This is a genomic window from Amylibacter marinus, from assembly GCF_030160015.1.
GTDB lineage: Bacteria > Pseudomonadota > Alphaproteobacteria > Rhodobacterales > Rhodobacteraceae > Amylibacter > Amylibacter marinus.
In genome coordinates, this window is the sequence record NZ_BSNN01000002.1 from 868,649 (window position 1) to 892,166 (window position 23,518).

Sequence of the window (23,518 nt, forward strand, 5' to 3'; positions counted from 1 at the left end):
GGGCGCGATCTTATTGGTCGTGTTCCGTTGTGGGTACAAGACTGGCACGCGATGGTAACTCCCCCCCCAGCGCCACGATCATCTGTTGCACACGATTCTGTTGATTCGCGGTAATCAATGGCTCATCAAGCAGATTGACCAATGCCGCAATCCCTTCGTCCTGACGTCCCGCATCCAATAATGCAATCGCCTTTTGCTCGAGTGCTAGATTGCGAAAGGGCGCCTCAGGTGCGGCCAATAAATCCAGCGCAGCTAGGCGCTCTTCGGCCGAGATATCAGATCCACGGATCATTAACGCCTTCAGGCTAGAGATTTGGGCATAAATCGGATCATCGCCTGATGCTAAACGATCATAAATTTCTAGGGCCGCCGCCTCGTCATCCTGCTCCAGTAGAACCGCCGCCTGCAACAAAGACGCAAGCGTTGCTTCGCCCCCTTTGTGTGAAACGATCTCGGCCAACCCAGCACTACGGGCCTCTGGTGTTTCCAGATCCAGTGCCGCAACCAACCCATCGCCGCGCTGTTGCGCCACGGTTTGTTTACGCGATTTATCCCATTCTAAATAACCAGCGCCGCCCACAATTAATGCGATCACAGCTCCCGCGATCCAGCCATATTTTTTATACAGTGCAAACAGCTGATCTTTGCGAACTTCTTCGCTGACTTCGTCGATAAAACTCTCGGTATTGCTCACAGCGGTCTCCGTTGGTGTAATTGCAGTAGTACCTAGCGCGAATAGTTACGTAGTACCAGCCAGTTCAACCTTTTTTTGTGCTGTAGGTATGCTCAACGGCAGGAAACGACCGATCGCGCACCTCTTGCGCATAGCGCTGAATGCCATCGATCATCATATCCTCCATGTTGCCATAGCGTTTTACAAATGTCGGCACGCGTGGGAACAGACCGATCATATCTTCGAACACCAATATCTGGCCGTCGCAATTTACAGATGCTCCAATGCCAATTGTCGGGATCGAAACGTTGCGAGTGATTTTCTCGCCCAGCTCTGCGGCCACGCCCTCTACCACCACAGCAAAGGCCCCCGCCGCCTCTACGGCCTTGGCATCAGCAATAACATCTTCCCAAAACTCTTCGTCGCGCACGGCCTTGAAGCCACCGGCCACATTCATCTGTTGTGGCATCAAGCCCACATGAGCCATCACCGGAATACCGCGCGCAGACAAATGGCGGATGGTTTCGGCCATTTCACGCCCGCCCTCTAGCTTTACCGCCGTACAGCCGGTCTCTTTAATAAGACGCGCGGCATTGCGAAACGCCACTTCTGGGCTTTCTTCAAAACTACCAAAGGGCATATCAACCACCACAAGCGCCTTACTCGCGCCACGCATCACTGCCTGACCGTGCATGATCATATGTTCCATTGTCACGCCTAATGTGCTGTCCATGCCGTGGATCACCATGCCCAGACTATCGCCGACCAGAATGCAATCGGCCTCGGCATCTACCAAGTGCGCAACATGGGCCGTGTAGGCCGTAAGGCATACCAAAGGTGCGCCGCCCTTTTGCGCCCGAAACCGCGGCACAGTCATTTTTATACGGGGCTTTTTACCCACATCTTTGGTTTGGTCTGCTTGATTTAACACCGTGGATTGGCTGGACATAGCGCCCCCCTTAACAAAATGAAGTTAACATCGCGCAGCGATGGTTTCACCTAGGCTAATCCGTTGTGTGAGAAATTGCGAGACAGAATTAAGAAAACCTAAATAGTGAATTGAAAGTTTGTTCGGTATTGTCCGCTCCAACTGGTCACTTGCCTATCTAAAAAGACAGGCGTAAACATTCCGTAACATTTACCAAAGCCACTGAATTTTTCCAATCGGAGCTCATAATGCGTATTTCATCCATTCTAATCGCGCTAGTTGTTTGCGCTGGCTTAGCCATGTTCATTCTGGGTCGCGGCCAAAGTGCCGAGGCGCAAAACACCACACCAATCGCCGAAGCTGATGAAAAAGTGGTATCGGTGGTTGCCATGAAATCCTCTGCACAAGAGGTGACCAGCGGGATCGTATTACGTGGCCAAACAGCCGCATTCAAAACCGTAAACGTCAAGGCGGAAACATCAGGTGCCGTGATTTCCACCCCGATCCGCAAGGGTACATTGGTGGAAAAGGGTGAATTGCTCTGTGAGTTGGAGATCGGCACAAAGGCCGCCGCCTTGGCCGAAGCCAAGGCCAAATTACTTGAGGCCGAGGCCAACAATGCCGCCAGCGCTAATCTGGTGAAGAAAGGCTTTGCCTCGGAAACCACCGCCATCGCCCGCGAAGCCGCCCTAGAGGCCGCCATCGCTGGTGTCGATCGTGCCCAAAGTGATCTGGAAAACACCCAAATTGTAGCCCCCTTCAATGGATTGCTGGAATCCGATACCGCTGAGCTGGGGGATTTCATGCAACCAGGCACACCCTGTGCCACCGTTTTGGCCCTAAACCCCATAAAATTGGTGGGCTATGCAACAGAGCAACAAGTGAACCGCATTTCTGTAGGTTCACAGGCTGGTGCACGTTTGATCGATGGTACTGAATTGGTTGGGCAGGTCACCTTTTTGTCTCGCTCTGCTGATCCGACCACACGCACGTTCTTGGTGGAAATCACCGTACCAAACGAAAAGTTGGAAATTCGCGATGGCGCAACTGCTGATATCTTGATTTCATTGGCGGGGATCACGGGCCACCTGTTGCCCCAATCCGCCATGACCCTAAATGGCGAGGGCCTGATTGGGGTGCGCGTTGCCGATCAAGACCGCGCCAAGTTCATGCCGATCAATGTTATCCGTGACACCCGCGAGGGTATCTGGGTAACCGGCCTTGGCGATACAGTCGATGTGATCGTTTTGGGCCAAGAATACGTCACCGACGGCTCCAAAATCAAGGTAACCTACAAGGATAAAACACAATGACTGGTCTAATTGATTGGGCGACGACCCGCGCCCGAATGATCATTGTTTTCATCTTGATGTCGCTGACCGCAGGTACAGCGGCCTATTTTGGCCTACCCAAAGAAGGCGAACCGGATATTGATATCCCCGCCCTCTTTGTCTCGGTACCCTTCCCCGGGATTTCCGCCGAAGACAGCGAGAAGCTGTTGGTAAAACCCCTTGAAAACAAGCTAAAAGAGCTGGATGGGTTGAAAACCATGTCCGCCACTGCGGCCGAAGGCTACGGCGGGATTGCATTGGAATTCGAATTTGGCTGGGATAAAACAGCCACCATCGCGGATGTACGCGACAAGGCCAACCAAGCTGCCGCTGAATTCCCAGATGGGGCTGATCAATATACTATTAACGAAATCAACTTCTCGGAATTTCCTATTTTAGTGGTCTCGCTCTCTGGTCAATTGCCAGAGCGTACAATGAATCGAGTGGCCAAAGATTTGCAGGATAAAATCGAGGCCATGCCCGAGGTGCTAGAAGCAGGTCTGGCTGGTCAGCGCGAAGAAATGCTAGAGGTGCTGATCGATCCTTTGAAACTAGAGGCCTATAACGTTACCGCGGGTGAGTTGATCAATGTAGTGACCAATAACAACCTGCTAATTGCTGCAGGTGAAATCGAGAGCGACGCCGGTGCTTTCGCAATCAAAATCCCGTCGTCGTTTTCCGAACCACAGGATGTCTATAACCTGCCTGTTAAGGTTAATGGCGACCGTGTGATCACCCTATTGGATTTGGCCGAAATTCGCCTTACCTTCGAGGATCGTTTAGGGACTGCACGCTTCAATGGCGAGACAACGGTCGCGATTCAAGTGGTCAAGCGCAAGGGCGTGAACCTGATTGGCACCGTGGAGCTGGTCAAAGAGATGGTCGATGCGACCACCGCAGAATGGCCCGATGAGCTAAAAAATGCCATCACCATCAATTATTCATCCGATCAATCCCGCCAAGTTGGCGATATGGTTAGCCAACTAGAGGGTTCGGTTCTGACAGCCATTGCATTGGTGATGATTGTTGTTCTGGCGGCTCTTGGGGTGCGCTCGGCATTGTTGGTGGGCTTTGCGATTCCCACATCTTTCCTGCTGGCCTTTGCTATTATGGGGGCCACGGGGATTACCATTTCTAACATGGTGATGTTTGGCCTGATCTTGGCTGTGGGTATGCTGGTGGATGGTGCTATTGTTGTCGTGGAATACGCCGATAAGCGCATCTCCGAAGGCGTTGGCCCCATGCAGGCCTACGGTGCCGCTGCTAAGCGCATGTTCTGGCCAATTGTATCTTCTACGGCAACCACGCTTTGTGCCTTCTTGCCAATGCTGTTTTGGCCCGGGGTCCCGGGCGAATTTATGGGCATGTTACCGGTTACACTGATTTACGTTCTGGGGGCATCGCTGCTGGTGGCACTGATATATCTGCCGGTTGTTGGCGGTGTTGCAGGGCGCTTGACCCGCTTTATGGAAAATACCGCAGAACGCTTGCGTGCGCGCGCCATATGGCAACGAGTGATTCTGGTTGTGGTGTCTATCGCCCTGATTTATTTCGGTGGGATGATGCTGATGAAGGGCGCGGTTCTTTTGGGAACAGTGCTGTTTATCCTAGGATGCTTGTTGATGTCGGTTTCGGCCAGCTCTCTGCGCAAAGCCTATATTCAGAACTTTGAATCCGCCCCAAATTTCTACTCGCGATTTATCCAATTCATCGTTGGGAAATGGTACATGCCAATTGTTGTGGTTCTGGCCACTGTCGGGTTTGTATTTGGCACTTTCACCACCTTTGGCTCCAATAATCATGGCGTCGAATTTTTCGTAACCACAGAGCCTGAGAATGCCATCATCTACGTGCGTGCGCGCGGTAATCTATCCTTGGCAGAAAAAGATGCCTTGGTGCGCGATGTAGAGCGCCGCATCGAGGGTATCGATGGATTGCAAAGCGCCTTTGCCTTTGCAGGTGATGGTGGGTTGAATAACAACACCGGCGGTGCCAGTGCCCCGCTGGATACCATCGGGCAAATCCAAATTGAAACCACCCCTTGGGAAGAGCGCCAAGGCACGCCCTCGGGTTTTGATATTTTGGCCGAGGTTGAAGAGCGCATCAAAGATGTTCCAGGTGTTCAGGTTGAAATCCTAGAGTTGGCCCAAGGCCCCGCCTCGGGCAAGCCCCTGACATTGCGTGTTTTAGGAGATAATTTCGAAGATTTGAAAACCGCTGCGGGGATTGTGCGCGCCCACTACGAGGCTATCGATGGCCCGGTTAAAATCGAAGACACCCGCCCCCTACCTGGGATTGATTGGAAAATTGATGTCGATGTGGAAAAGGCGGGCCGCTATAACGCTGATGTGGCGCAAGTCGGGGCAATGGTACAGCTGGTAACCCGCGGGCTTAAGCTCGGTAATATGACAACAGATACCTCGGATGAGGATATCGATATCCGCGTACGCCTGCCTGAAAAGGATCGCCTGTTATCCACCTTGGAAACCCTACGCATTCGTACCAGTTCAGGTTTGATCCCTATTTCCAATTTCATCACCCTTACCCCTGTTGAAAAACTGGGCCAGATCGATCGCGTGGATTCCGTGCGCTATTTCGATATAAAGGCTGATGTGGCCGAGGGGGTAAATGCCATTGCCAAAATCGCCGAGATCACCGAATGGCTAGAGGCTGAGCAACGCCTGCCCGCGGGAATCGAATGGAAATGGCAGGGTGATCAAGAAGATCAGGCAGAAAGCCAAGCCTTTTTGGGGCAGGCCTTTTCTGGCGCACTCGCGTTGATGTTCGTTATCCTGCTGGCCCAGTTTAACTCGTTTTATAACTCGGTTCTGGTGCTCTTGGCGGTGGTTCTATCCACCACCGGCGTGTTGATCGGGATGATGATAATGGCACAGCCGTTTTCTGTGATCATGACAGGTACGGGGATTGTGGCCCTGGCGGGGATTGTGGTGAACAATAACATTGTACTGATCGATACCTATCAGGAATATTCCCGCCGGATGCCCCAGATTGAGGCGATTTACAAAACCGCACAGGCACGTATTCGTCCGGTTATCCTAACCACTCTTACTACCATGGCAGGTCTTACGCCAATGATGCTGGGTATTTCGATCAACTTTGCGGATGGTGGCTATACCATCGATCAGCCAACTGCTCTGTGGTGGAAACAGCTGGCCACTGCGGTGGTCTTTGGTTTGGGGGTTGCCACTGTGCTAACCTTGGTTCTAACCCCCTCTCTCTTGGCCCTACGCATCTGGGTCATGGTGGGGTTGGGCCGCATCTTTGGATTTACACCCAAGGCCTAGACATAAAAAAACCTTTGGCGGGATCACCGCCAAAGGATCTGAACCGCTTAGGTTATTTTTGGGCCTAGGCCTCTTCCATCTCTTCCTCGGCGGCCTGTGTATGCCACATATGCGCATACCGCCCTCCTAAATCCAGTAACTCTTCATGGCTACCTGCCTCGCTGATCTGCCCCTGCTCCAGCACCACGATCTTATCTGCATCCACTACCGTTGACAGACGATGGGCAATGGTGATTACAGAGCGCCCGGCGCCCATATCGCGTAGAGAGTCCTGAATGTCACGCTCGGTTTCGGTATCCAGCGCCGATGTTGCCTCGTCTAATACCAAGATCGGCGGATCCTTTAACAGGGTCCGGGCAATGCCAACCCGCTGTTTCTCGCCCCCAGATAGCTTCAGCCCACGCTCGCCCACCGTCGTGTCATAACCATCAGGTAAAGACATAATAAAATCGTGAATTTTAGCGGCCTTGGCAGCGGAAACCACCTGTTCATGCGTGGCACCATCACGCCCATAGGCGATATTGTAACCAACCGTATCGTTGAACAAAACCGTATCTTGCGGCACAATCCCCAGCGCATTATGCACAGAGCGCTGCGTTACATCGCGCAGGTCTTGGCCATCGATTTTAACCGCGCCCCCCCCGACATCATAGAACCGGAACAACAAACGCCCAATGGTGGATTTCCCAGACCCAGACGGCCCCACAACGGCAACGGTTTCCCCCTTGCCAACACGTAAATTCAATCCGGTTAAAATCGCACGATCTGTGGTGTATCCAAAATCAACCGCCTCAAAGCTGATCTCGCCGCCCTGTATCACCAAATCGGGCGCATTGGGTGCATCAATCACTTCGGCCGGTTGGCCCAGCAAATCAAACATCTCACCCATATCCACCAAGGCTTGGCGAATTTCGCGGTACACCGTGCCTAGAAAATTCAACGGCATGGTGATTTGAATCATATAGGCATTCACCAGTACAAAATCCCCGACTGTCAGGGTACCGGCCTGTACCTCGATAGCGGCCATAACCATCACACCAACCAAGCCGGCCGTGATCAAAACCGCCTGCCCAAAATTTAGAAACGCCAGCGAATAGCTGGTGGTCAGGGCCGCATCTTGGTATTGACGCATGCTGTCGTCATAGCGCAAGGCCTCGCGTTCCTCGGCTGCAAAATATTTCACAGTTTCGAAATTCAACAGGCTATCGATGGCCTTTTGATTTGCATCGGTATCGCGGTCGTTCATGATTTTGCGCACCTTTACCCGCCATTCGGTCACCGCAAAGGTAAACCAAATGTACAAACCAATGGTCACGACAACCACCGCCAAATACCGCACATCCAAAACGAAATACAAAATACCCGCGATGAAGATCAATTCTAGGATCAACGGCCCGATAGAGAACAGCATAAAGCGTAATAGAAACTCTACCCCCTTTACCCCGCGCTCGATAATCCGGCTAAGACCACCGGTTTTACGCGTGATATGATACCGCAGAGATAGGTTGTGCATATGACGAAAGGTCTCCAACGCCAGCTGGCGCAGGGCGCGCTGGCCCACCACTGCAAAAATAACATCCCGCAACTGATTGAACCCCACCGACAACAACCGCATCACACCGTAGGCTAATGTCAAGCCAACAGCCCCCGCGGTCAGCATATAAACTGTTTGATCAGTACCGCCCTCTGGCGCCAGCGCATCTACCGCGCCCTTGTAGAAGAATGGCAACAGCACCCCAACCACCTTGGCCAGCACCAGCGCAATCAAGGCCAGCACAACGCGCATTTTTATATCCAGCCGTTTCTTCGGCCACAGATATGGAATAACGCTTTTGATTACGCGCTTTGCTTGGCGGCGGTTAACGGGTTCGGTAGATGTAATGATTGATGCCATATGGGTTTCTCCTCAGAGAGGAAAACATAGTCCTGCGGTTCATAATTGACCAGTTAATTTTCCGGCAAATCAAATACCTGCCCAGGGAAAATCATATCAGGATCTTTGATGATATCCTTGTTAGCCTCGTATATCTGTACAAAGCGTGCACCGGACCCATATTTTTGCTCTGCTAAATGCCATAGGGTAAATCCGGGCTGAATGGTAACCGCCCCCTCTAATGCCGCCACATCAACACGCTGAAACGGACTTTCGACGCGCTCGACCACCGCGCCGGTTTCATCGATCGAATCCACCCGCAGGGTATAAATCCCCTCGTCGATATTTGGGATTTCAAAACTCCAGCGCCCGTCATCGATTGCGCCAAGGCTGACGGGGTGATTGTCCACATAGACGCGCACGGATTGATCCGAGGCCCCGCGTCCCGCCAAAATCACATGACCTGCATCGGAATAATTAATCGTATCAAGCGAGAGGTCTGCGATAATAGCGCGATTGGGCGTTACATTATCTTGTACCACCTCTGCTATCTCGGCCTCGGCCACGACAATTTTTGGGGCCTGAGGCTCTGCATTGCTGTTTGGGGCTTGTGGGATCACCAGCACCTGCTCCCCAGAGGTAACCCCCCCCTGTTCCAGTTGCATCTGCATTGCACTGTCCCCTTCTGGTAGGTCCAACATAAATACAAATGCCCCGTGCGAATCCGTTTGGGTTTGGCCAAGAGCTGTGCCGTTGCCCAGCAATGTTACGGATGAATTCGGCGCGGCCTTGCCCGCAAATAACGCGCTATTGTCTTCATCTACGCGCAGCAGATCAAAGCTGGGCTGGGGCGGATTAATGCTTGCGCTTTCTTCTGATGTTGGTGTTTCGATTGGGCCTGTTGGGGTATCTGTTGTGACAAGGTTCGCATCCCCTGCCGGCGCCGCATCTTGGGCTGATGACGCCGTGCTTGCGCCGGCTGGCGCGATGTTATCTCGATTGCCAGCGGCGCGTTTATCACCGCGTTGATCTGTGGTCGTAGCCACGCTCACAGCACTTGTTTGACCCGCATCGGACACTTGGCGCGCATCTGCTGGGATGCGCGATTTGGCAGACACCATCTCGGGCGGGTCATAGGGCCACAATAACCCAATCACAGAGGCAACCCCCGCAATACAGGCAAGTGTTATCACCATTTTCTTATGCGGATCCTGTTCTTGGTCTGCCCGTTCGAAACCCATCGATAATCTTCCCCTTGGCCCAGCTCTATCTTAGGTGTAAGGATTTATTATGATTTCACAAAGCAAAAAATCCATTTGTGTCTATTGCGCCCATCGCGACGGCACGCGACCTGAATACCTACAAGCCGCCGTCGCAACCGGTGAGTTAATCGCAAAACGTGGGCATCGATTGGTCTATGGCGCGGGTGACATTGGGTTAATGGGTGCCGTTGCACAGGGCGCGCAGGACTGCGGCGGGGATACCTTTGGCGTGATCCCACAACACCTGATGCGTGGCGAGGTCGCGAAACGTGATCTTTCGACGCTGGTGGTTACCGAAAACATGCACGAGCGTAAAAAGATCATGGTCATGAATGCAGATGCATTTGTTCTGTTGCCCGGTGGATTGGGATCGCTGGACGAATTTTTCGAATTGATCACATGGCGCCAATTAGGCCTGCATCAAAAGCCCTGTTTCATAATAAATACCGCGGGTTATTGGGATCATCTGATCGCACTGATCAATCACCAAATCGCCGAGGGATTCGTACCAGAGGGGAATACCCAATACTTTCGCGTGCTTGAAACAGTTTCTGACCTTGATTTTGCCCTTGCAGATCACTTTTCTTGACGCAGCGCTTCCCAAGAATAGATCCCCAACCCAAGCCAGATCAGCCCAAAGGCCAGCAAATGTTCCCCGCCAAAGGGTTCCATAAAGATCAGTGTTGCTAGAATAAACTGCAAGGTCGGGTTTACATATTGCACCAAACCAACGGTTGCCAAGCGCAGGCGCTTCATCGCATAGGCCATCAATACCAAGGGGCCGCCGGTTAGCACCCCCGAGAACATCAGCAACAGGGTATTCCAGCCTGTTCCAAACCAGCCGCCCTGTGCATCTACGACACCGCGCCAGCCCAAAAAATGTACCCCAAGTAGCCAAATCAGCGCCAAGGGAAACAACAAGAGCACCTCCCAAAAAACCGATTGTTTCGGGCCCAAGCTCAGGGGCTTCTTAACCAAACCATATAGACCAAACGTCAGCGCCAGCATCACCGACACCCATGGCAACTGCCCCTGTCCGATACTTAGAATTACAACGGCTAAACCAGCCAGAATAACCGCCGCCCATTGCATCCTACTGAGTTCTTCGCGCAGAAACAGTGCCCCCAAGACCACCGCCACCAAAGGGAACATGTAATACCCAAGGCTGGTCTGGGCCACAGCCCCAATTTGCACCGCATAAATAAACAGAAACCAATTCACGCTGATCAATACTGAGGCCGCCATAACCACCCAAATCTGACGCAGGGGCACCGCTACTATGCGGCCCTCGATTCGCAACAATATCCCAATAAAACAAGCCGCCCATAGCGTGCGATGGCTAAGAACCTCTAGGGGTGGGATGTGGTCAATGGCGCGGTAATACAGGGCCGAAAGCCCCCAAATACAGCAGGCCAAGCCCATGGCGCATACCGCCTTTACGTCTTCCTTCATCGGGGTTTCCATTCGCCATTTGGGCAAAAATAAACCCCGCTGACGGATCAGCGGGGTCTTTTGCTAATGCAACCTAAATCCGAAAATTTAGTCCTCCCGTTGCTCAGCGGTGTCTCAGGATTACAACATCCATTCAATCTACTTGAGAGTCAACCATTTTTTGAACAAAATGGCCAATTCTGGTCAGGATTTAAGCAGAAGTTAAACGCGCAGCTACATTTTCCCAGTTAACCAAGTTCTCTAGGAAGTTAGATAGGTAAACGGGGCGCTTATTCCGGAAATCGATGTAGTAGGAATGCTCCCAAACATCACAGCCCAACAAGGCAGTTTGACCGAAGCACAATGGATTCACACCATTTTCAGTCTTGGTGACAGCCAAGCTGCCATCAGCGTTCTTAACCAACCAGCACCAGCCAGAGCCGAACTGACCAGCACCCGCAGCGGCGAAGGCATCTTTAAATGCTGCTACAGAACCAAAGCTTTCGACCAATGCCGCCTCTAACTCGCTGGGCATTTGACGACCAGAGGGGCCCATCATTTCCCAGAATTGGTTGTGGTTCCACAATTGTGAAATGTTGTTAAAGATACCGTTTTGCGCAACGGCGCTGGCATCATATGTGCCGGTGATGATCTCTTCTAGTGATTTATCGGCCCATTCGGTGCCTTCGATCAATTTGTTGCCATTGGTTACATAGGCAGCGTGGTGCAGATCATGGTGGAATTCCATGGTTTCAGCGGACATGCCGCCCGCGGCCAGCGCATCATGTGCATAGGGTAGATCAGGAAGTTCAAAAGCCATTGGGGCCTCCATAGTTTGGTGATTTCGCCGAACTCTAAAACAAAGGGCTGGCGGTGGAAAGCTTAAACAGGGATTGCCGCAACTGCAACGCGGCGCCCTTCGGATAACAAAACATTAAATGTACGACAGGCACTGGGGCTGGACATAATCTCATAGGGCACCTCGGCGTGATCCAGTGCATCGCGCAATGCCCGCGACAGGGGCACCAGATTGGGCCCCATACCAATCAGCAAAACGTCAACATGCGCCTGTGATTGAATCAAAGGCTCAAAATCCTCTAGCCCTTGCCAAGCGCGCACCCCAGAAGGGGTGACAAACACTGGCCCCGACAGAACTTTTTCATCCACACGGAAAAATCCAGGCCCATAGGCATCTATGGGCAACTGATTGGAAAATGTGATTTCGTTCACTTGCATAACGTGGTTTTACCCAGCTTTGCCATTGCGCGCAATTCTATTCACCAAAACCCCAAATAGGCAGGCCAGCGATCGCGCTGCTGGCGATCAAAATAAAGGCAACGCGGCGGTATTGGGCCTCTTTGGCAGGGTTAAATATCCACGTTCCCATCATGCCTGCAATTGCATAGGGCACAGATAAGACAGCCCCAATCAGCAAGGGTAACGCCAGCAGCAAGCCCTTTAGGGCGAAGATAAGGATGCTCAGAATATCAATCAAAAATAGATAAAGGATCATATTGCCGCGGATCACCTGTGGTGCACGCGGGCTGGACATATAGGACAGGATTACCGGTGGCCCTGGCAGGGCTGCAATCCCACCCAAAAATCCGCCAGCCCAACCAACCACCACAGTCAGAACATCACTCAGCGGGTTACGATAGCGCCAGCCACTACCCAGCAGGGCCAGCATGCCCAGCGCAAGGATTGAGACCAACCAACGAAACACCAACGGGTCCAACAGCAAAAGCAAATATATCCCCACCGGCAGGCCGAGTATCGCGCCAACCCCCAACAGCCCCACGTCCCGTGGCTCGCCATCGCGCCACGCGCGGGGCAACAGCACCAAAGGCCCAAATATATCAAAAGCCATTAACATCAGAATACAGTGAACTGGTTCCGCAACCCCCGCAGCAATTGGCATAAATACCATCGAGGTGCCAAAGCCAGCAAACCCGCGCACCAGCCCAGCTAGAAAAACCGCTAAAACCAAAATCCATAAGCCATCATAACTGATGGCTTGCCAGAGCATCAGGCGTCAATACCGGCGAATTGCGTACCCGCCTTGCCGTCATTGGTTTTGTCCCAATCGCGCTTTACATCAAGACGCAATAGAATGGCTGATGCTACGAATACAGATGAATAGGTCCCCACAATCACGCCCCAAATCATCGCAAAGACAAAACCGCGAATAACATCGCCACCCAGCACAAACAGGCTGATCAGGGCAATGAGCGTGGTGATTGAGGTCATCACGGTTCGGCTTAGGGTTTCGTTGATTGATTGGTTCAGAACGTCTTTCAACAGCTTCTTTTTATACTTGCGCAAGTTTTCCCGCACGCGGTCAAATACCACCACCGTATCATTCAAGGAGTAGCCAACAATCGTTAGCAAAGCCGCGATAATAGCTAGATCAAATTTGATCTGTAGCAGGCTGAATATCCCAATGGTCAGCACGATATCATGCACCAAGGCCGCCACGGCTCCCACCGAAAACTGCCATTCAAAACGCAACCAAATATAGAATAACACCGCAGATACCGCCGCCAACACCGCGATTACGGCACTTTTAACCAGCTCGCCAGATACCTCGGGGCCAATGCTCTCGGTTTGTGGGAATGTCATATTTGGATCGATCCCAAGCAATGCATCCTTTACCGCCTTAACTGTATCCACAGACGCCGCTTCTTCGCCCTCTTGGGTTTCAAAACGGATCTGCGTGGCATTCAAATCATCGCGCAGGGGATCTTTAATTTCGATTACCGAAATATCGCCCAGCTCTAATGTCTCTAATACCGCGCGATAGGCCGCCACATCGACCACCTGTGTAGAATCCGTACGGATGGTTGTACCACCCCGGAAATCAATGCCGTAATTCAACCCCATAGTAAAAAACAGAATAATCGAGGCAATCATTGCCAAAATCGATGCCCCAAAGGTCGCTTTGGTGATTTTGAAAAAATCAACGCTTGTTTCAGCGGGAACCAGTTTCAATCGCATGTCTTTGCTCCTAAACTTCTATGGTTTTTGGGTTTTTGCTGCGCATCCAGATGGATATCAACAGGCGGGTCACCCAAATTGCGGTAAAGACCGAGGTGATAATCCCCAAGCCCAATGTGATAGAGAAGCCCCTAACAGGACCAGACCCAAAGGCCAGTAGAATAAAGGCCGCGATCAACGTGGTGATATTGGCATCAATAATCGCACTAAAGGCACGCTCGTAGCCCAACTCGATGGCGCGCACAGGACTCTTGGCTTTCTTCAGCTCTTCGCGAATACGCTCAAACACCAATACATTGGCATCCACCGCCATACCGATTGTCAAAACAATCCCCGCAATCCCCGGCAGGGTCAGCGTCGCACCGATGATGCTCAGCAATGCAAAAATCAAAGCCACGTTTACAATCAACGCGATATTCGCAAACAATCCAAACAGACCATAGCTCAGCACCATAAACACCAGCACCGCAATAAACGCCACGATACAGGCCCGCTTGCCCGCATCAATACTGTCTTGGCCCAAATCTGGCCCAACGGTTTGTTCCTGTAAATAGATCAGCTCTGCGGGCAAAGCACCTGCGCGCAGCTGAATAGACAAGAGTGTCGTGCTTTCTACAGTGAAATTACCAGTGATAATGCCAGAACCGCCTGGGATATGGCTTTGAATTGTAGGGGCGGATACAACTTCGTTGTCCAACACAATAGCAAAGGGCCTACCGATATTATTGGCAGTATATTCGCCAAAAATACGCCCCCCTGTTGGATTCAAACGAAAACTTACCGCTGGGCTGTTGTTTTGATCGAACGAAGGCTGTGCATCAACCAAATGCTCGCCAGATATCACAGGTGTTTTCTTTAAAGCGTAGTAAACCCCAGGTTCATCAATAGAGGGAGCCAAGAACTGACGAGACGTAACCCGCGTCGCCGCATCCTGCGTGCGCCCCTCGACCGCATGAAACGTCAGCTTCGCAGTTTTACCAATGATTTCTTTCAATTCCTCGGCAGATCCAACACCGGGCACTTGGATCAAAATACGATCTTCGCCTTGGCGTTGAATGGTCGGTTCACGTGTGCCCGCCTCGTCTACACGGCGGCGAATGATTTCCAAGGATTGATCCATAGTACGGGTATTTGTGGCGAGCCGCTCTGCCTCGGATAATTGCACAATCACCGTATCGCCTGCGCTGGATACATCAATGTCATTGGCACCCGCACCAGACAGGCTAACAACTGGGGTTGCCAATCCGCGCACAACCTCTACGGCGCGTGCGATGTTTTCTGGATTTGAAATCCGAACACGCAATTCTGAATCCGGCCCATCGGCGCGGCGGATCGTACCGATGGTCTCGCGCTCTTCGCGCAGCGCATCACGCACCACAGGCCAGTAGCTGTCCATGCGGGCGGTATAAACCTGTTCCACCTGAACCTCGGCCAACAAATGCGCACCCCCGCGCAAATCCAAGCCCAAATTCACCAGACTAGCTGGCAAGAAGCTGGGCCAATCAGCGGCCTTTACGGTTAGTTCTTCTGAACTTTGGCCGGCCTCTATGGCGGCGCGGGCATCATTCACCTGCTCTACACGGGAATAAAACCCATTTGGCAAGGCAAACAAAAACCCAAGGAGCACAACGCCCCAGATCAACAGCTTCTTCGACAGTGAAAATTGCAACATAGAAATGGGCCTATTCAGAAAACGATATTATTTAGCGGGCTCGGTCTTGTTCAGCACATGTGTAATTGTACTTTGGATCAGCTTAACCTTGGTGCCAGCTGCGATTTCCACCTCGATCTCGTTTTCACCCTCGGCGCCAACCTTGACAACCTTGGCAACGATTCCACCGGCGGTCACAACCTTGTCGCCCTTACGCAGTGCCTTTACCATCGCCTGATGTTCTTTGATCTTCTTTTGTTGTGGGCGGATCATCAAGAAATACATGATCGCGAAAATCATAACAAACGGAATAACTCCGCCAATGCCACTTCCGAAACCGCCACCAGCGGCCTGTGCGTATGCAGGTGATGCAAACATAATATATCCCTTATTTTACTATGGGCCTTGGCCCCAAGAATCTTAACTGAAAGATACCTATAGGCCATAGAGCACAGTTGCAAGACATGACAGATCACGCATTATTCAACCAGCTACACGCTTTGGCATAAATCCCCCTTAACCTCTGGGGCAATTTGGTGCATAACCGCGCCAAACACATTCATCTCAAGGTAAGATCATGCACGATATCCGCGCCATTCGCGAAAACCCCGCCGAATTTGATGCCGCATTGGCCCGCCGAGGTGTTGCGCCTATTTCGTCCCAGATTTTGGCCATCGATACCGCACGGCGCGAAAAAATCACCCGCGCAGAGGCCGCGTTGGCAGAACGCAACGCCGCGTCTAAAAACGTCGGTGCTGCCAAGGCCTCGGGGAACGATGCTGAGTTCGAACGCCTACGCGCGCTGGTCAGCCAGAAAAAGGCCGAGATCGCCACATTGGACGAAGAGGCCAAGGCCGAGGACGCCAAACTGAATGATCTATTACTTACCATCCCTAACCTGCCCTACGCCGATGTGCCTGATGGCACCGATGAAAACGACAATGTAGAGGTTCACAAGCATGGCACGCCGCCAACGCTTGATTTTGATGCAGTAGAACATTTTGATATCCCGGCAGTGCGCCGTGGCATGGATTTTGAAACAGCGGCTAAATTATCAGGATCTCGCTTTGTCATCCTATCGGGTGCCGTGGCGCGTATTCACCGCGCGTTGGCGCAATTCATGCTGGATACACATACAGGTGAAAATGGCCTAACAGAGATCAACGCCCCCGTTCTGGTACGCGACGAGGCCATGATGGGCACCGGGCAGTTGCCGAAATTTTCCGAAGACAGCTACCAAACCACCAATGGCTGGTGGCTGATCCCGACATCCGAGGTCAGCCTGACAAACATCGTGTCGAGCCACACCCTAGACGAAGACAGCCTGCCGCGCCGCTACACGGCACATTCGCTGTGCTTTAGATCAGAAGCTGGCAGTGCGGGGCGTGATACATCAGGTATGTTACGCCAGCACCAATTCGAAAAGGTCGAAATGGTATCCGTAACCAAACCCGAGGAGTCAGACGCAGAGCTGGCCCGCATGACCAAATGTGCTGAGGGTATTTTGGAGAAACTGGGGTTGGCCTATCGCACGGTTACCCTATGCACGGGTGACATGGGATTTGGGGCGCGTCGCACCAATGATATCGAGGTTTGGTTGCCCGGTCAAAACACCTACCGCGAGATCAGCTCTTGTTCCACATGTGGCGATTTTCAGGCACGGCGCATGAATGCGCGTTTTAAACGCGCCGGCGAAAAGAAACCAGAATTCTTGCATACGCTGAATGGATCAGGATTGGCCGTTGGGCGCTGTTTGATCGCAGTTTTGGAAAATGGCCAACAGGCCGATGGGTCTGTGAAATTGCCAGAGGTACTGCACAGCTATCTAGGTGGAAAGACAACAATCCAGCCAGATGGTACCCTAGCCTAATTATCAGGCCTAATACCCCAGCCCAAAATCAGCATAATAAAAAGGCCCCTGAAATCGGGGCCTTTTCTTTTAGTGATAAATATTATTTTTGGGTGATACGGCCATCGGTATAGGCGGCGTAATCACCTGATGCGGCCATATATTCCGCAACCACATCTGCCAAATCAGGGCCAAAATCATAGGCATTGGCGGCTGTTGTAAACATCTTATAGCCATCGCCGCCACCGCGCACATAGTTGTTGGACACCACCCCATAGGTCGCCTCAGGATCAATCGCCACAAAGCCACCATCCTGTGCAACCATCACATCTGATACGCGGCCTTCATTTGGTGCCACAGACATATCCCACGTGAACTTCAAACCAGCAACCTGCGGGAAGCGCCCCTTCACCTCTTCAACTTGCGATACGCCATTTTCCAGCGCATCAATCACCGTTTGCCCTGATACTTCAAAGGTAGAAAGCGTGTTTTGGAAAGGCAGCACGGTCAAAACTTCGCCCATGGTAACCGGGCCCGTGTCCATAGAGGCCCGCACACCGCCCGAATTTTGGATCGCTATGGAAATGCCCTGATCCTTAACCCGCGCCAACATCGCATCAGCAATCAAGTTGCCCATAGCACATTCCTGCACACGGCACACGGCGCGGTCCCCCTCGATGTCCGCCGCCGAAGATGCCACAACCCGTTCGCGGATTTCTTGCAATGGTTTTGCCAATTCCCCGATGCGGGCCTTGGTCGCGGCATCCTCAACAACAGCGGCATCAATCACAATCGGTTCACCCACTGCGGTCTTGATCTTGCCTTCATCATCAAAGGTTACGTTTAATTCACCCAAGAACTTACCATAGGCGTAGGCCTGAACCACAGCTGTATCGCCTACCATTGTTGGATAGGCACCCTTAGCGCGTTCGTTTGTATTGGACAGCAATGTATTGGAATGCCCCCCCACGATCACATCCACACCGGTAACTTCGGCGGCGACCTTTAGGTCCACATCATATCCAGAGTGCGATAAAACGACGATTTTGTTCACGCCCATGGCGCTCAAGCGATCGACCTCGCCCTGCACCGCCGCTACCGGATCACTAAAGGTTACGTTCTTACCTGGGCTGGCCAGCTCGTCTGTATCCTCTGGCGTCAAGCCGATCATCCCGATCTTCTCGCCACCGCGTTCGATCACCGTAGACTTAAGCAATTTTTCCGCCAGCAATGGCTCTTGTGTTACGTCCGCATTCGACATCAAAACAGGAAAATTCACCGCATCCATGAATCCGCGTAGAACTTCTGGGCCATCATCGAATTCATGATTGCCCACGGTCATGCCATCATAGCCCATCTTGTTCATCATCTCGGCGGCGACTTTACCCTTGTAATAGGTGTAAAATAGCGTGCCTTGGAATTGGTCACCCCCATCCACAAGGATGGAATTATTTGACCGCGCCCGCGCATCGGCCACCGCATTCACCAATCGCGCAGACCCGCCAAAGCATTTGCCCTCTTGGTTGTCTTCTTCGTTACACCCGCTGTCGTATTTGCTGATCGGTTCAAAGCGTGCGTGAAAATCATTGGTGTGTAGCACTGTCAGAGTGTAGTCGGCCATCGCCGCATGGGCAGAAACAGCCAAAACAGCCGCAGAGGATAAAAGTTTAATAGACATCTATGTCTCCCTTATTTTGGGCTTTGGCAGAGTGCAGGCCCATCAAATGAACATGGTAAACAGGTTATATAACAATACTATGACATCGCTCTCCGATTCCCCAAAGCGTTAATATTTGGCCCTAGGATAAACCCTGCGTTGCTTTGTGCACCTGCGAGTCCCATGCGCAACGCCCATCGGTTTTTTATGCTAGGTGTCTTTTCACGAGCTCTAAACTGGTCTAGCACATATTAAAACAGTCGGGCGAGCGGATGAAAATCTTACTTACAAATGATGATGGTCTGGATGCACCGGGCCTTTGCGCACTTTATGATATCGCGCTTGGCCTTACGGATGAAGCTGAGATTTTTACGGTCGCCCCTGCCGCCGAACAATCGGGCATGGGCCACGCCATCAGCTATAAACAAACCATCCAGATGGAACGGCGCGGCCCCAACCGCTGGGCGGTGCATGGTACCCCTGCTGATACAGTGCTGCTGGGGATTTACAATGCCATGCCCACGATGCCTGACTTGGTGCTATCAGGTGTAAACAAGGGCAATAACGCCGCGCAAAACACCCTTTACTCTGGTACAGTTGGCGCCAGCCTCGAGGCCGCCCTGCAAGGGATCCCCGCCATCGCCCTATCACAGTTTTATGGCCCTCAGTTGGCGGATATTGATACCTTTGATGCCGCCCGCGCACATGGGTTACAGACCATAAAAACCCTGCTGGATGCAGATATATGGCGCCACGAGGATCGCCCCATCCATTACAACGTAAATTTCCCTCCCTGTAGCGGTGCCGATGTTCTGGGGCATGAATTCACCACCCAAGGGTTTCGCCGCGGCGCCCCTTTTCACAGCGAGGCCGGCGCAGATGGCTATCACATCATCGGCCGCCCCCAACACGAAAGTACCGGCGCAGGCAGTGATGTTCAGGCCAATATGAATAACCAAATCGCCATCACCCCCTGCGGTGTAGATTTAACCAACCAATCCACGCTATCGCGGCTGCGTCAGCTATGAACACACCTGTAGAAACATTGATGCAATACATCCTGATGCTGAAAAACAACGGCGTGTCGGATACCCGCGTGCTACAGGCAATGGAGCTGATCCCCCGCGAGCCCTTCACCACGCCAGCCTTCCTAAGCCGTGCCTACGAGGACACGGCCCTGCCCATTGCCTCTGGCCAAACTCTCAGCCAACCCTCGGTGGTTGCCAAAATGACCCAAGCCTTGGATGTTGGCCCCCGCCACAAGGTGCTGGAAATCGGCACCGGCACTGGATTTCAGGCCGCGGTTCTTAGCCAATTGGCCAGGCGTGTCTACACTATAGAACGATTTGCCGATTTGGCACGCAACGCAAATCAGACCCTTCTGGATCTGGAATTGGTCAACGTAACCGTCATTACCGGTGATGGTAGCCACGGCCTACCTACGCAATCGCCCTTCGATCGCATCATTTTGACCGCCGCCGCCGAGGACCCCCCCGCAAACCTCTTGGCTCAGCTGAAAGAGGGCGGTATTATGGTACTGCCCGTAGGGCAATCCAGCACTGTTCAAACCCTGATAAAAATCACAAAAACCGACACAGGGCTGGAATACGAAGAATTAGAGGATGTGCGATTTGTGCCGCTTTTGGCTGGCCTCGCATAGCGAACACAGGAATGATCCAGTAAAAAATCTGGACAACAAGAACAGTAGGAACAGGCTTATGTCATTGAAAGTACAAAATTTTCCAAAAATGGTGTTGCTGTCTGGCTTCGTCGGGTTTGGGCTTAGCGCCTGTGACCCTGACTTTACGCTAAATGACATTGGTGATCTGGTGGATCGCCCCCCCGCAATCGAAGGTTCAGGCGCAGATCAACGCCCCGCCGCCGATGCGAATGGGGTGATCACCTATCCGGATTATCAGGTCGCAGTGGCGCTGCGCGACGAAACAGTGTCTGATGTAGCCACCAGAGTGGGGATTTCCGCCGATACATTGGCCCGCCATAATGGCCTAAAAGCAGATGCCCCCCTCCGCAAGGGCGAGATCCTCGCTATTCCCGATGGTGCTAGCCTGAGTTCTGGCTCATTTGAGGATATCGCCTCTAGCGCGCTGGATTCTGCTGATGATACATCCCCCAACGTCCAGTCAGGCCAAGCCCCCGTGCGCCATACGGTACGCAGTGGCGAAACCGCCTTTACCATCGCGCGCCTCTACGGGGTTTCGGTAACCTCTTTGGCCTCTTGGAATGGTTTAGATCGCGAGTTATCCGTGCGCACAGGTCAGCGCCTGCTGATACCCACAGGTGCAACTCCCCCACAATCCCAACCCCCAAAGCCTGGCACCGGTACCGTGGCTCCGACACCGCCAAGCGCGTCAAAACCCCTACCCAAGGCCACACCTAAACCCGCCACCCCAGCTCCGGCACCAAAAACCAGCAAGTTGTCCAAACCGGTAAACGGCAAAGTTCTGCGCGGGTTTTCCAATAAGTCAGGCGGCAACGAAGGTATCGATTATGCCGCCGCGACCGGCACGGCCGTTACGGCGGCGGGCGATGGGACAGTGGCGCTTATTTCAGGCTCTGTTGGGGATACCACCATCGTGCTGATCCGACATGCGAACAATATCTACACGGTCTATTCCAACGTCACCAATGTGACCTTGACCAAGGGTAAAAAGGTTAAACGCGGCGAGCCGATTGGCATTGTGGCCGGCGGCAATCCACCATTTGTGCATTTCGAAGTACGCAAAGGCACCCAAGCGGTCGATCCCGCACCCTATCTATAGGCACTATCGATCACCACACCGCTAGGCCCCGATAATCGGCCAGGGCGCCTAGCGGGTTAAATCCACCCCAGCCTTCTCTTTCAGTGTTTTCAACACTATTTCTGACTGCACCTGCGAAACCTGCGGATGGGGCAACAGCTGTTCATGAATGAACCGTGCAAAGCTTTCCAAATCGCGTACCCGAATATCCAGAACATAATCCGCATCCCCAGATACCGAGAATGCCGCACGCACCTCAGAGCAACTTTCGATGAAGCGGCTGAAATCGCTATCGCGCTCTTGGCTATGGCTGCGCAAATTCACCCGCGTCATTGCTCGAAACCCAAAGCCCAGTTTCCCCGCATCGACCCGCGCCCCATAGCCCAGTATCAGGCCCGCCGCCTCTAGGGCTGCACGCCTGCGCGAGGATTGCGATGCAGATAAGCCAACCTGCCCCCCAAGGGTCGCATTGGTCATCGCACCATCCCCCTGCAATGCGGTTAAAATCGCTACATCATACCCATCCAAAACCATTTCACGCACCAAAAGCTTAAATATTGCACATTTTGTGTGATTTTACGATAATCCATACATAGAATGCAACATCTGTGCAGGGGCGTGACCCTATAGTGGTGAAAACAATCAGAAAGGATTCCCCATGGGCCCGTTTCCACATAATGCTCCAAAGGCAACAATAAGCGCAGAAAACCCAGCCGGCACCGACGGCTTTGAGTTTGTAGAATTTGCCCATACAGAGCCAGAAAAGCTGGACGCAACCTTTCGCCAAATGGGATTTGCGCCCGTAGCCAAGCACAAGAGCAAGGACATCACCCTCTACCGTCAGGGCGACATCAACTATTTGCTCAACGCCGAGCCCGATAGCCAAGGCGCACAATTCGCGACCGAACACGGCCCCTGCGCCCCCGCCATGGCGTGGCGCGTGGTTGATGCACAGGTGGCGCTGAAACGCGCGTTAGACCTTGGGGCCACAGAATACACAGGCACCGGCAAATCATTGGATGTACCCGCCGTAATCGGCATTGGCGGCTCTTTGTTGTATTTCGTGGATACATACGGCGAGGATGGCTCTTGCTATGATACACAGTATGATTGGATCGGCGAAGCCAACCCAAACCCCACCGGATTTGGGTTTTATTATCTGGATCACCTGACGCATAATGTAATCCGTGGCAACATGGACACATGGTATAAATTCTACTCAGAAACCTTTAATTTCAAAGAGATCAAATTCTTTGACATCCAAGGGAAACATACAGGCCTGTTGTCACGTGCCCTTACATCACCTGATGGTAAAATTCGCATTCCGATCAACGAATCTACTGATGATAAGTCCCAGATCGAGGAATACCTAAAGCGCTATAATGGCGAGGGCATTCAGCACATCGCAGTAGCATCCGAGGATATCTATAGCGCTACAGATCGGATCGCAAATGCGGGCATGCGCTTTATGCCAAAGCCCCCCGCCACCTACTACGAGATGTCTCACGAACGGGTAACTGGCCACACAGAACCCCTTGATCAGATGGAAAAACACGGCATTCTGATTGATGGCGAGGGTGTCTTGGGCGGCGGCGAAACCCGCATTCTGCTACAGATATTCTCTAAAACCGTTATCGGGCCAATCTTTTTCGAATTCATTCAGCGCAAGGGCGATGATGGGTTTGGCGAGGGCAATTTCCGCGCCCTATTTGAATCTATCGAGGCAGATCAAATCCGCCGCGGTGTACTAGAAGCAGAGCCCGCGGAATAAACGGCAGAATAAGCACCGGGGCCGTTCACAGGGC

General features: G+C 52.5%; 21 protein-coding genes. 8 read left to right on the forward strand and 13 right to left on the reverse strand.

From position 1 onward, the window contains the following. Nucleotides 1-10 precede the first annotated feature (10 nt). Together QQL62_RS05120 and panB are read right to left on the reverse strand one after the other, a co-directional pair. Nucleotides 11-694 carry a hypothetical protein gene (locus QQL62_RS05120; protein ID WP_284376650.1) on the reverse strand — a complete coding sequence of 228 codons (684 nt, stop codon included), beginning with the start codon at nt 692-694 and terminating at the stop codon, nt 11-13. Between the two features lie 64 nt (nt 695-758). Next, nucleotides 759-1,550, reverse strand: coding sequence for a 3-methyl-2-oxobutanoate hydroxymethyltransferase (panB, locus tag QQL62_RS05125; protein WP_431355749.1), 792 nt, complete (start codon nt 1,548-1,550; stop codon nt 759-761). Between the two features lie 299 nt (nt 1,551-1,849). Here panB and QQL62_RS05130 point away from each other — a divergent pair, with 299 nt between their 5' ends. Both QQL62_RS05130 and QQL62_RS05135 read left to right on the forward strand, forming a co-directional pair. Continuing rightward, entirely contained in the window at nt 1,850-2,914 is a 1,065-nt protein-coding gene (locus tag QQL62_RS05130) for an efflux RND transporter periplasmic adaptor subunit (protein WP_284376655.1), read from the forward strand. Further along, nucleotides 2,911-6,237 (forward strand): efflux RND transporter permease subunit, encoded by a 3,327-nt coding sequence (locus tag QQL62_RS05135; protein ID WP_284376657.1) that lies wholly within the window; start codon nt 2,911-2,913, stop codon nt 6,235-6,237. Before QQL62_RS05130 ends, QQL62_RS05135 begins: the two co-directional genes overlap by 4 nt. Nucleotides 6,238-6,301: 64 nt before the next feature. Here the strand turns inward: QQL62_RS05135 and QQL62_RS05140 are convergent, their stop codons facing one another. Both QQL62_RS05140 and QQL62_RS05145 read right to left on the reverse strand, forming a co-directional pair. Beyond that, nucleotides 6,302-8,131, reverse strand: coding sequence for an ABCB family ABC transporter ATP-binding protein/permease (locus QQL62_RS05140; RefSeq protein WP_284376662.1), 1,830 nt, complete (start codon nt 8,129-8,131; stop codon nt 6,302-6,304). Nucleotides 8,132-8,184: 53 nt separating this feature from the next. Next, nucleotides 8,185-9,351, reverse strand: a complete 1,167-nt coding sequence (locus QQL62_RS05145; RefSeq protein WP_284376665.1) for a LysM peptidoglycan-binding domain-containing protein — start codon at nt 9,349-9,351, stop codon at nt 8,185-8,187. A gap of 49 nt (nt 9,352-9,400) precedes the next feature. Between QQL62_RS05145 and QQL62_RS05150 the strand changes: the two genes are divergently transcribed. Next, nucleotides 9,401-9,961 (forward strand): LOG family protein, encoded by a 561-nt coding sequence (locus tag QQL62_RS05150; RefSeq protein WP_284376667.1) that lies wholly within the window; start codon nt 9,401-9,403, stop codon nt 9,959-9,961. On the opposite strand, the gene rarD is transcribed toward QQL62_RS05150, so the two are convergent. The 7 genes from rarD to yajC all read right to left on the reverse strand — a co-directional run bounded on the left by rarD (nt 9,949) and on the right by yajC (nt 15,826). Next, entirely contained in the window at nt 9,949-10,824 is an 876-nt protein-coding gene (gene rarD / locus QQL62_RS05155) for an EamA family transporter RarD (protein WP_284376672.1), read from the reverse strand. The genes QQL62_RS05150 and rarD overlap by 13 nt on opposite strands. Nucleotides 10,825-11,014: 190 nt before the next feature. Then, nucleotides 11,015-11,623, reverse strand: coding sequence for a superoxide dismutase (locus QQL62_RS05160; protein ID WP_284376674.1), 609 nt, complete (start codon nt 11,621-11,623; stop codon nt 11,015-11,017). Nucleotides 11,624-11,685: 62 nt separating this feature from the next. Further along, complete coding sequence (locus QQL62_RS05165) at nt 11,686-12,039, reverse strand: Mth938-like domain-containing protein (protein WP_284376676.1); 354 nt, start codon at nt 12,037-12,039, stop codon at nt 11,686-11,688. 37 nt (nt 12,040-12,076) lie between these two features. Then, complete coding sequence (locus QQL62_RS05170; RefSeq protein ID WP_284376678.1) at nt 12,077-12,829, reverse strand: sulfite exporter TauE/SafE family protein; 753 nt, start codon at nt 12,827-12,829, stop codon at nt 12,077-12,079. Then, on the reverse strand, nt 12,829-13,797 hold the full coding sequence (gene secF, locus QQL62_RS05175) for a protein translocase subunit SecF (protein ID WP_284376680.1): 969 nt from the start codon (nt 13,795-13,797) through the stop codon (nt 12,829-12,831). The genes QQL62_RS05170 and secF overlap by 1 nt, the downstream gene beginning before the upstream one ends. 10 nt (nt 13,798-13,807) lie before the next feature. Then, nucleotides 13,808-15,469, reverse strand: coding sequence for a protein translocase subunit SecD (gene secD, locus QQL62_RS05180; protein WP_284376682.1), 1,662 nt, complete (start codon nt 15,467-15,469; stop codon nt 13,808-13,810). A 27-nt stretch (nt 15,470-15,496) separates the two neighbouring features. Beyond that, on the reverse strand, nt 15,497-15,826 hold the full coding sequence (yajC, locus tag QQL62_RS05185; protein ID WP_284376684.1) for a preprotein translocase subunit YajC: 330 nt from the start codon (nt 15,824-15,826) through the stop codon (nt 15,497-15,499). Between the two features lie 199 nt (nt 15,827-16,025). Between yajC and serS the strand changes: the two genes are divergently transcribed. Continuing rightward, the gene (gene serS / locus QQL62_RS05190) at nt 16,026-17,318 is read left to right on the forward strand and encodes a serine--tRNA ligase (protein WP_284376687.1); all 1,293 of its coding nucleotides are present in this window, start codon (nt 16,026-16,028) and stop codon (nt 17,316-17,318) included. Between the two features lie 82 nt (nt 17,319-17,400). On the opposite strand, the gene QQL62_RS05195 is transcribed toward serS, so the two are convergent. After that, entirely contained in the window at nt 17,401-18,975 is a 1,575-nt protein-coding gene (locus QQL62_RS05195) for a bifunctional metallophosphatase/5'-nucleotidase (protein WP_284376689.1), read from the reverse strand. Nucleotides 18,976-19,226: 251 nt separating this feature from the next. On the opposite strand from QQL62_RS05195, the gene surE reads away from it, so the two are divergent. From surE to QQL62_RS05210, 3 genes are read left to right on the forward strand one after another with little or no spacing between them, the layout of a single operon-like run. Further along, a complete protein-coding gene (gene surE, locus QQL62_RS05200; RefSeq protein WP_284376692.1) occupies nt 19,227-19,982 on the forward strand; it encodes a 5'/3'-nucleotidase SurE in 756 nt (251 codons plus the stop codon). Next, on the forward strand, nt 19,979-20,614 hold the full coding sequence (locus tag QQL62_RS05205) for a protein-L-isoaspartate(D-aspartate) O-methyltransferase (RefSeq protein ID WP_284376698.1): 636 nt from the start codon (nt 19,979-19,981) through the stop codon (nt 20,612-20,614). The genes surE and QQL62_RS05205 overlap by 4 nt, the downstream gene beginning before the upstream one ends. Nucleotides 20,615-20,672: 58 nt before the next feature. Then, nucleotides 20,673-21,734 (forward strand): peptidoglycan DD-metalloendopeptidase family protein, encoded by a 1,062-nt coding sequence (locus QQL62_RS05210; RefSeq protein ID WP_284376700.1) that lies wholly within the window; start codon nt 20,673-20,675, stop codon nt 21,732-21,734. 48 nt (nt 21,735-21,782) lie between these two features. Here the strand turns inward: QQL62_RS05210 and QQL62_RS05215 are convergent, their stop codons facing one another. Next, on the reverse strand, nt 21,783-22,247 hold the full coding sequence (locus tag QQL62_RS05215) for an Lrp/AsnC family transcriptional regulator (protein ID WP_284376702.1): 465 nt from the start codon (nt 22,245-22,247) through the stop codon (nt 21,783-21,785). A gap of 124 nt (nt 22,248-22,371) precedes the next feature. Between QQL62_RS05215 and hppD the strand changes: the two genes are divergently transcribed. Then, nucleotides 22,372-23,484 carry a 4-hydroxyphenylpyruvate dioxygenase gene (gene hppD / locus QQL62_RS05220; RefSeq protein ID WP_284376704.1) on the forward strand — a complete coding sequence of 371 codons (1,113 nt, stop codon included), beginning with the start codon at nt 22,372-22,374 and terminating at the stop codon, nt 23,482-23,484. Nucleotides 23,485-23,518: the final 34 nt, after the last annotated feature.

What these genes read in the sequence shown, in the direction of transcription:
- panB (WP_431355749.1), bottom strand. Translation starts at nt 1,550, where the DNA reads ATGACTGTGCCGCGGTTTCGGGCGCAAAAGGGCGGCGCACCTTTGGTA.
- QQL62_RS05130 (WP_284376655.1), top strand. Translation starts at nt 1,850, where the DNA reads ATGCGTATTTCATCCATTCTAATCGCGCTAGTTGTTTGCGCTGGCTTA.
- QQL62_RS05135 (WP_284376657.1), top strand. Translation starts at nt 2,911, where the DNA reads ATGACTGGTCTAATTGATTGGGCGACGACCCGCGCCCGAATGATCATT.
- QQL62_RS05140 (WP_284376662.1), bottom strand. Translation starts at nt 8,131, where the DNA reads ATGGCATCAATCATTACATCTACCGAACCCGTTAACCGCCGCCAAGCA.
- QQL62_RS05145 (WP_284376665.1), bottom strand. Translation starts at nt 9,351, where the DNA reads ATGGGTTTCGAACGGGCAGACCAAGAACAGGATCCGCATAAGAAAATG.
- QQL62_RS05150 (WP_284376667.1), top strand. Translation starts at nt 9,401, where the DNA reads ATGATTTCACAAAGCAAAAAATCCATTTGTGTCTATTGCGCCCATCGC.
- rarD (WP_284376672.1), bottom strand. Translation starts at nt 10,824, where the DNA reads ATGAAGGAAGACGTAAAGGCGGTATGCGCCATGGGCTTGGCCTGCTGT.
- QQL62_RS05160 (WP_284376674.1), bottom strand. Translation starts at nt 11,623, where the DNA reads ATGGCTTTTGAACTTCCTGATCTACCCTATGCACATGATGCGCTGGCC.
- QQL62_RS05165 (WP_284376676.1), bottom strand. Translation starts at nt 12,039, where the DNA reads ATGCAAGTGAACGAAATCACATTTTCCAATCAGTTGCCCATAGATGCC.
- QQL62_RS05170 (WP_284376678.1), bottom strand. Translation starts at nt 12,829, where the DNA reads ATGCTCTGGCAAGCCATCAGTTATGATGGCTTATGGATTTTGGTTTTA.
- secF (WP_284376680.1), bottom strand. Translation starts at nt 13,797, where the DNA reads ATGCGATTGAAACTGGTTCCCGCTGAAACAAGCGTTGATTTTTTCAAA.
- secD (WP_284376682.1), bottom strand. Translation starts at nt 15,469, where the DNA reads ATGTTGCAATTTTCACTGTCGAAGAAGCTGTTGATCTGGGGCGTTGTG.
- yajC (WP_284376684.1), bottom strand. Translation starts at nt 15,826, where the DNA reads ATGTTTGCATCACCTGCATACGCACAGGCCGCTGGTGGCGGTTTCGGA.
- serS (WP_284376687.1), top strand. Translation starts at nt 16,026, where the DNA reads ATGCACGATATCCGCGCCATTCGCGAAAACCCCGCCGAATTTGATGCC.
- QQL62_RS05195 (WP_284376689.1), bottom strand. Translation starts at nt 18,975, where the DNA reads ATGTCTATTAAACTTTTATCCTCTGCGGCTGTTTTGGCTGTTTCTGCC.
- surE (WP_284376692.1), top strand. Translation starts at nt 19,227, where the DNA reads ATGAAAATCTTACTTACAAATGATGATGGTCTGGATGCACCGGGCCTT.
- QQL62_RS05205 (WP_284376698.1), top strand. Translation starts at nt 19,979, where the DNA reads ATGAACACACCTGTAGAAACATTGATGCAATACATCCTGATGCTGAAA.
- QQL62_RS05210 (WP_284376700.1), top strand. Translation starts at nt 20,673, where the DNA reads ATGTCATTGAAAGTACAAAATTTTCCAAAAATGGTGTTGCTGTCTGGC.
- QQL62_RS05215 (WP_284376702.1), bottom strand. Translation starts at nt 22,247, where the DNA reads ATGGTTTTGGATGGGTATGATGTAGCGATTTTAACCGCATTGCAGGGG.
- hppD (WP_284376704.1), top strand. Translation starts at nt 22,372, where the DNA reads ATGGGCCCGTTTCCACATAATGCTCCAAAGGCAACAATAAGCGCAGAA.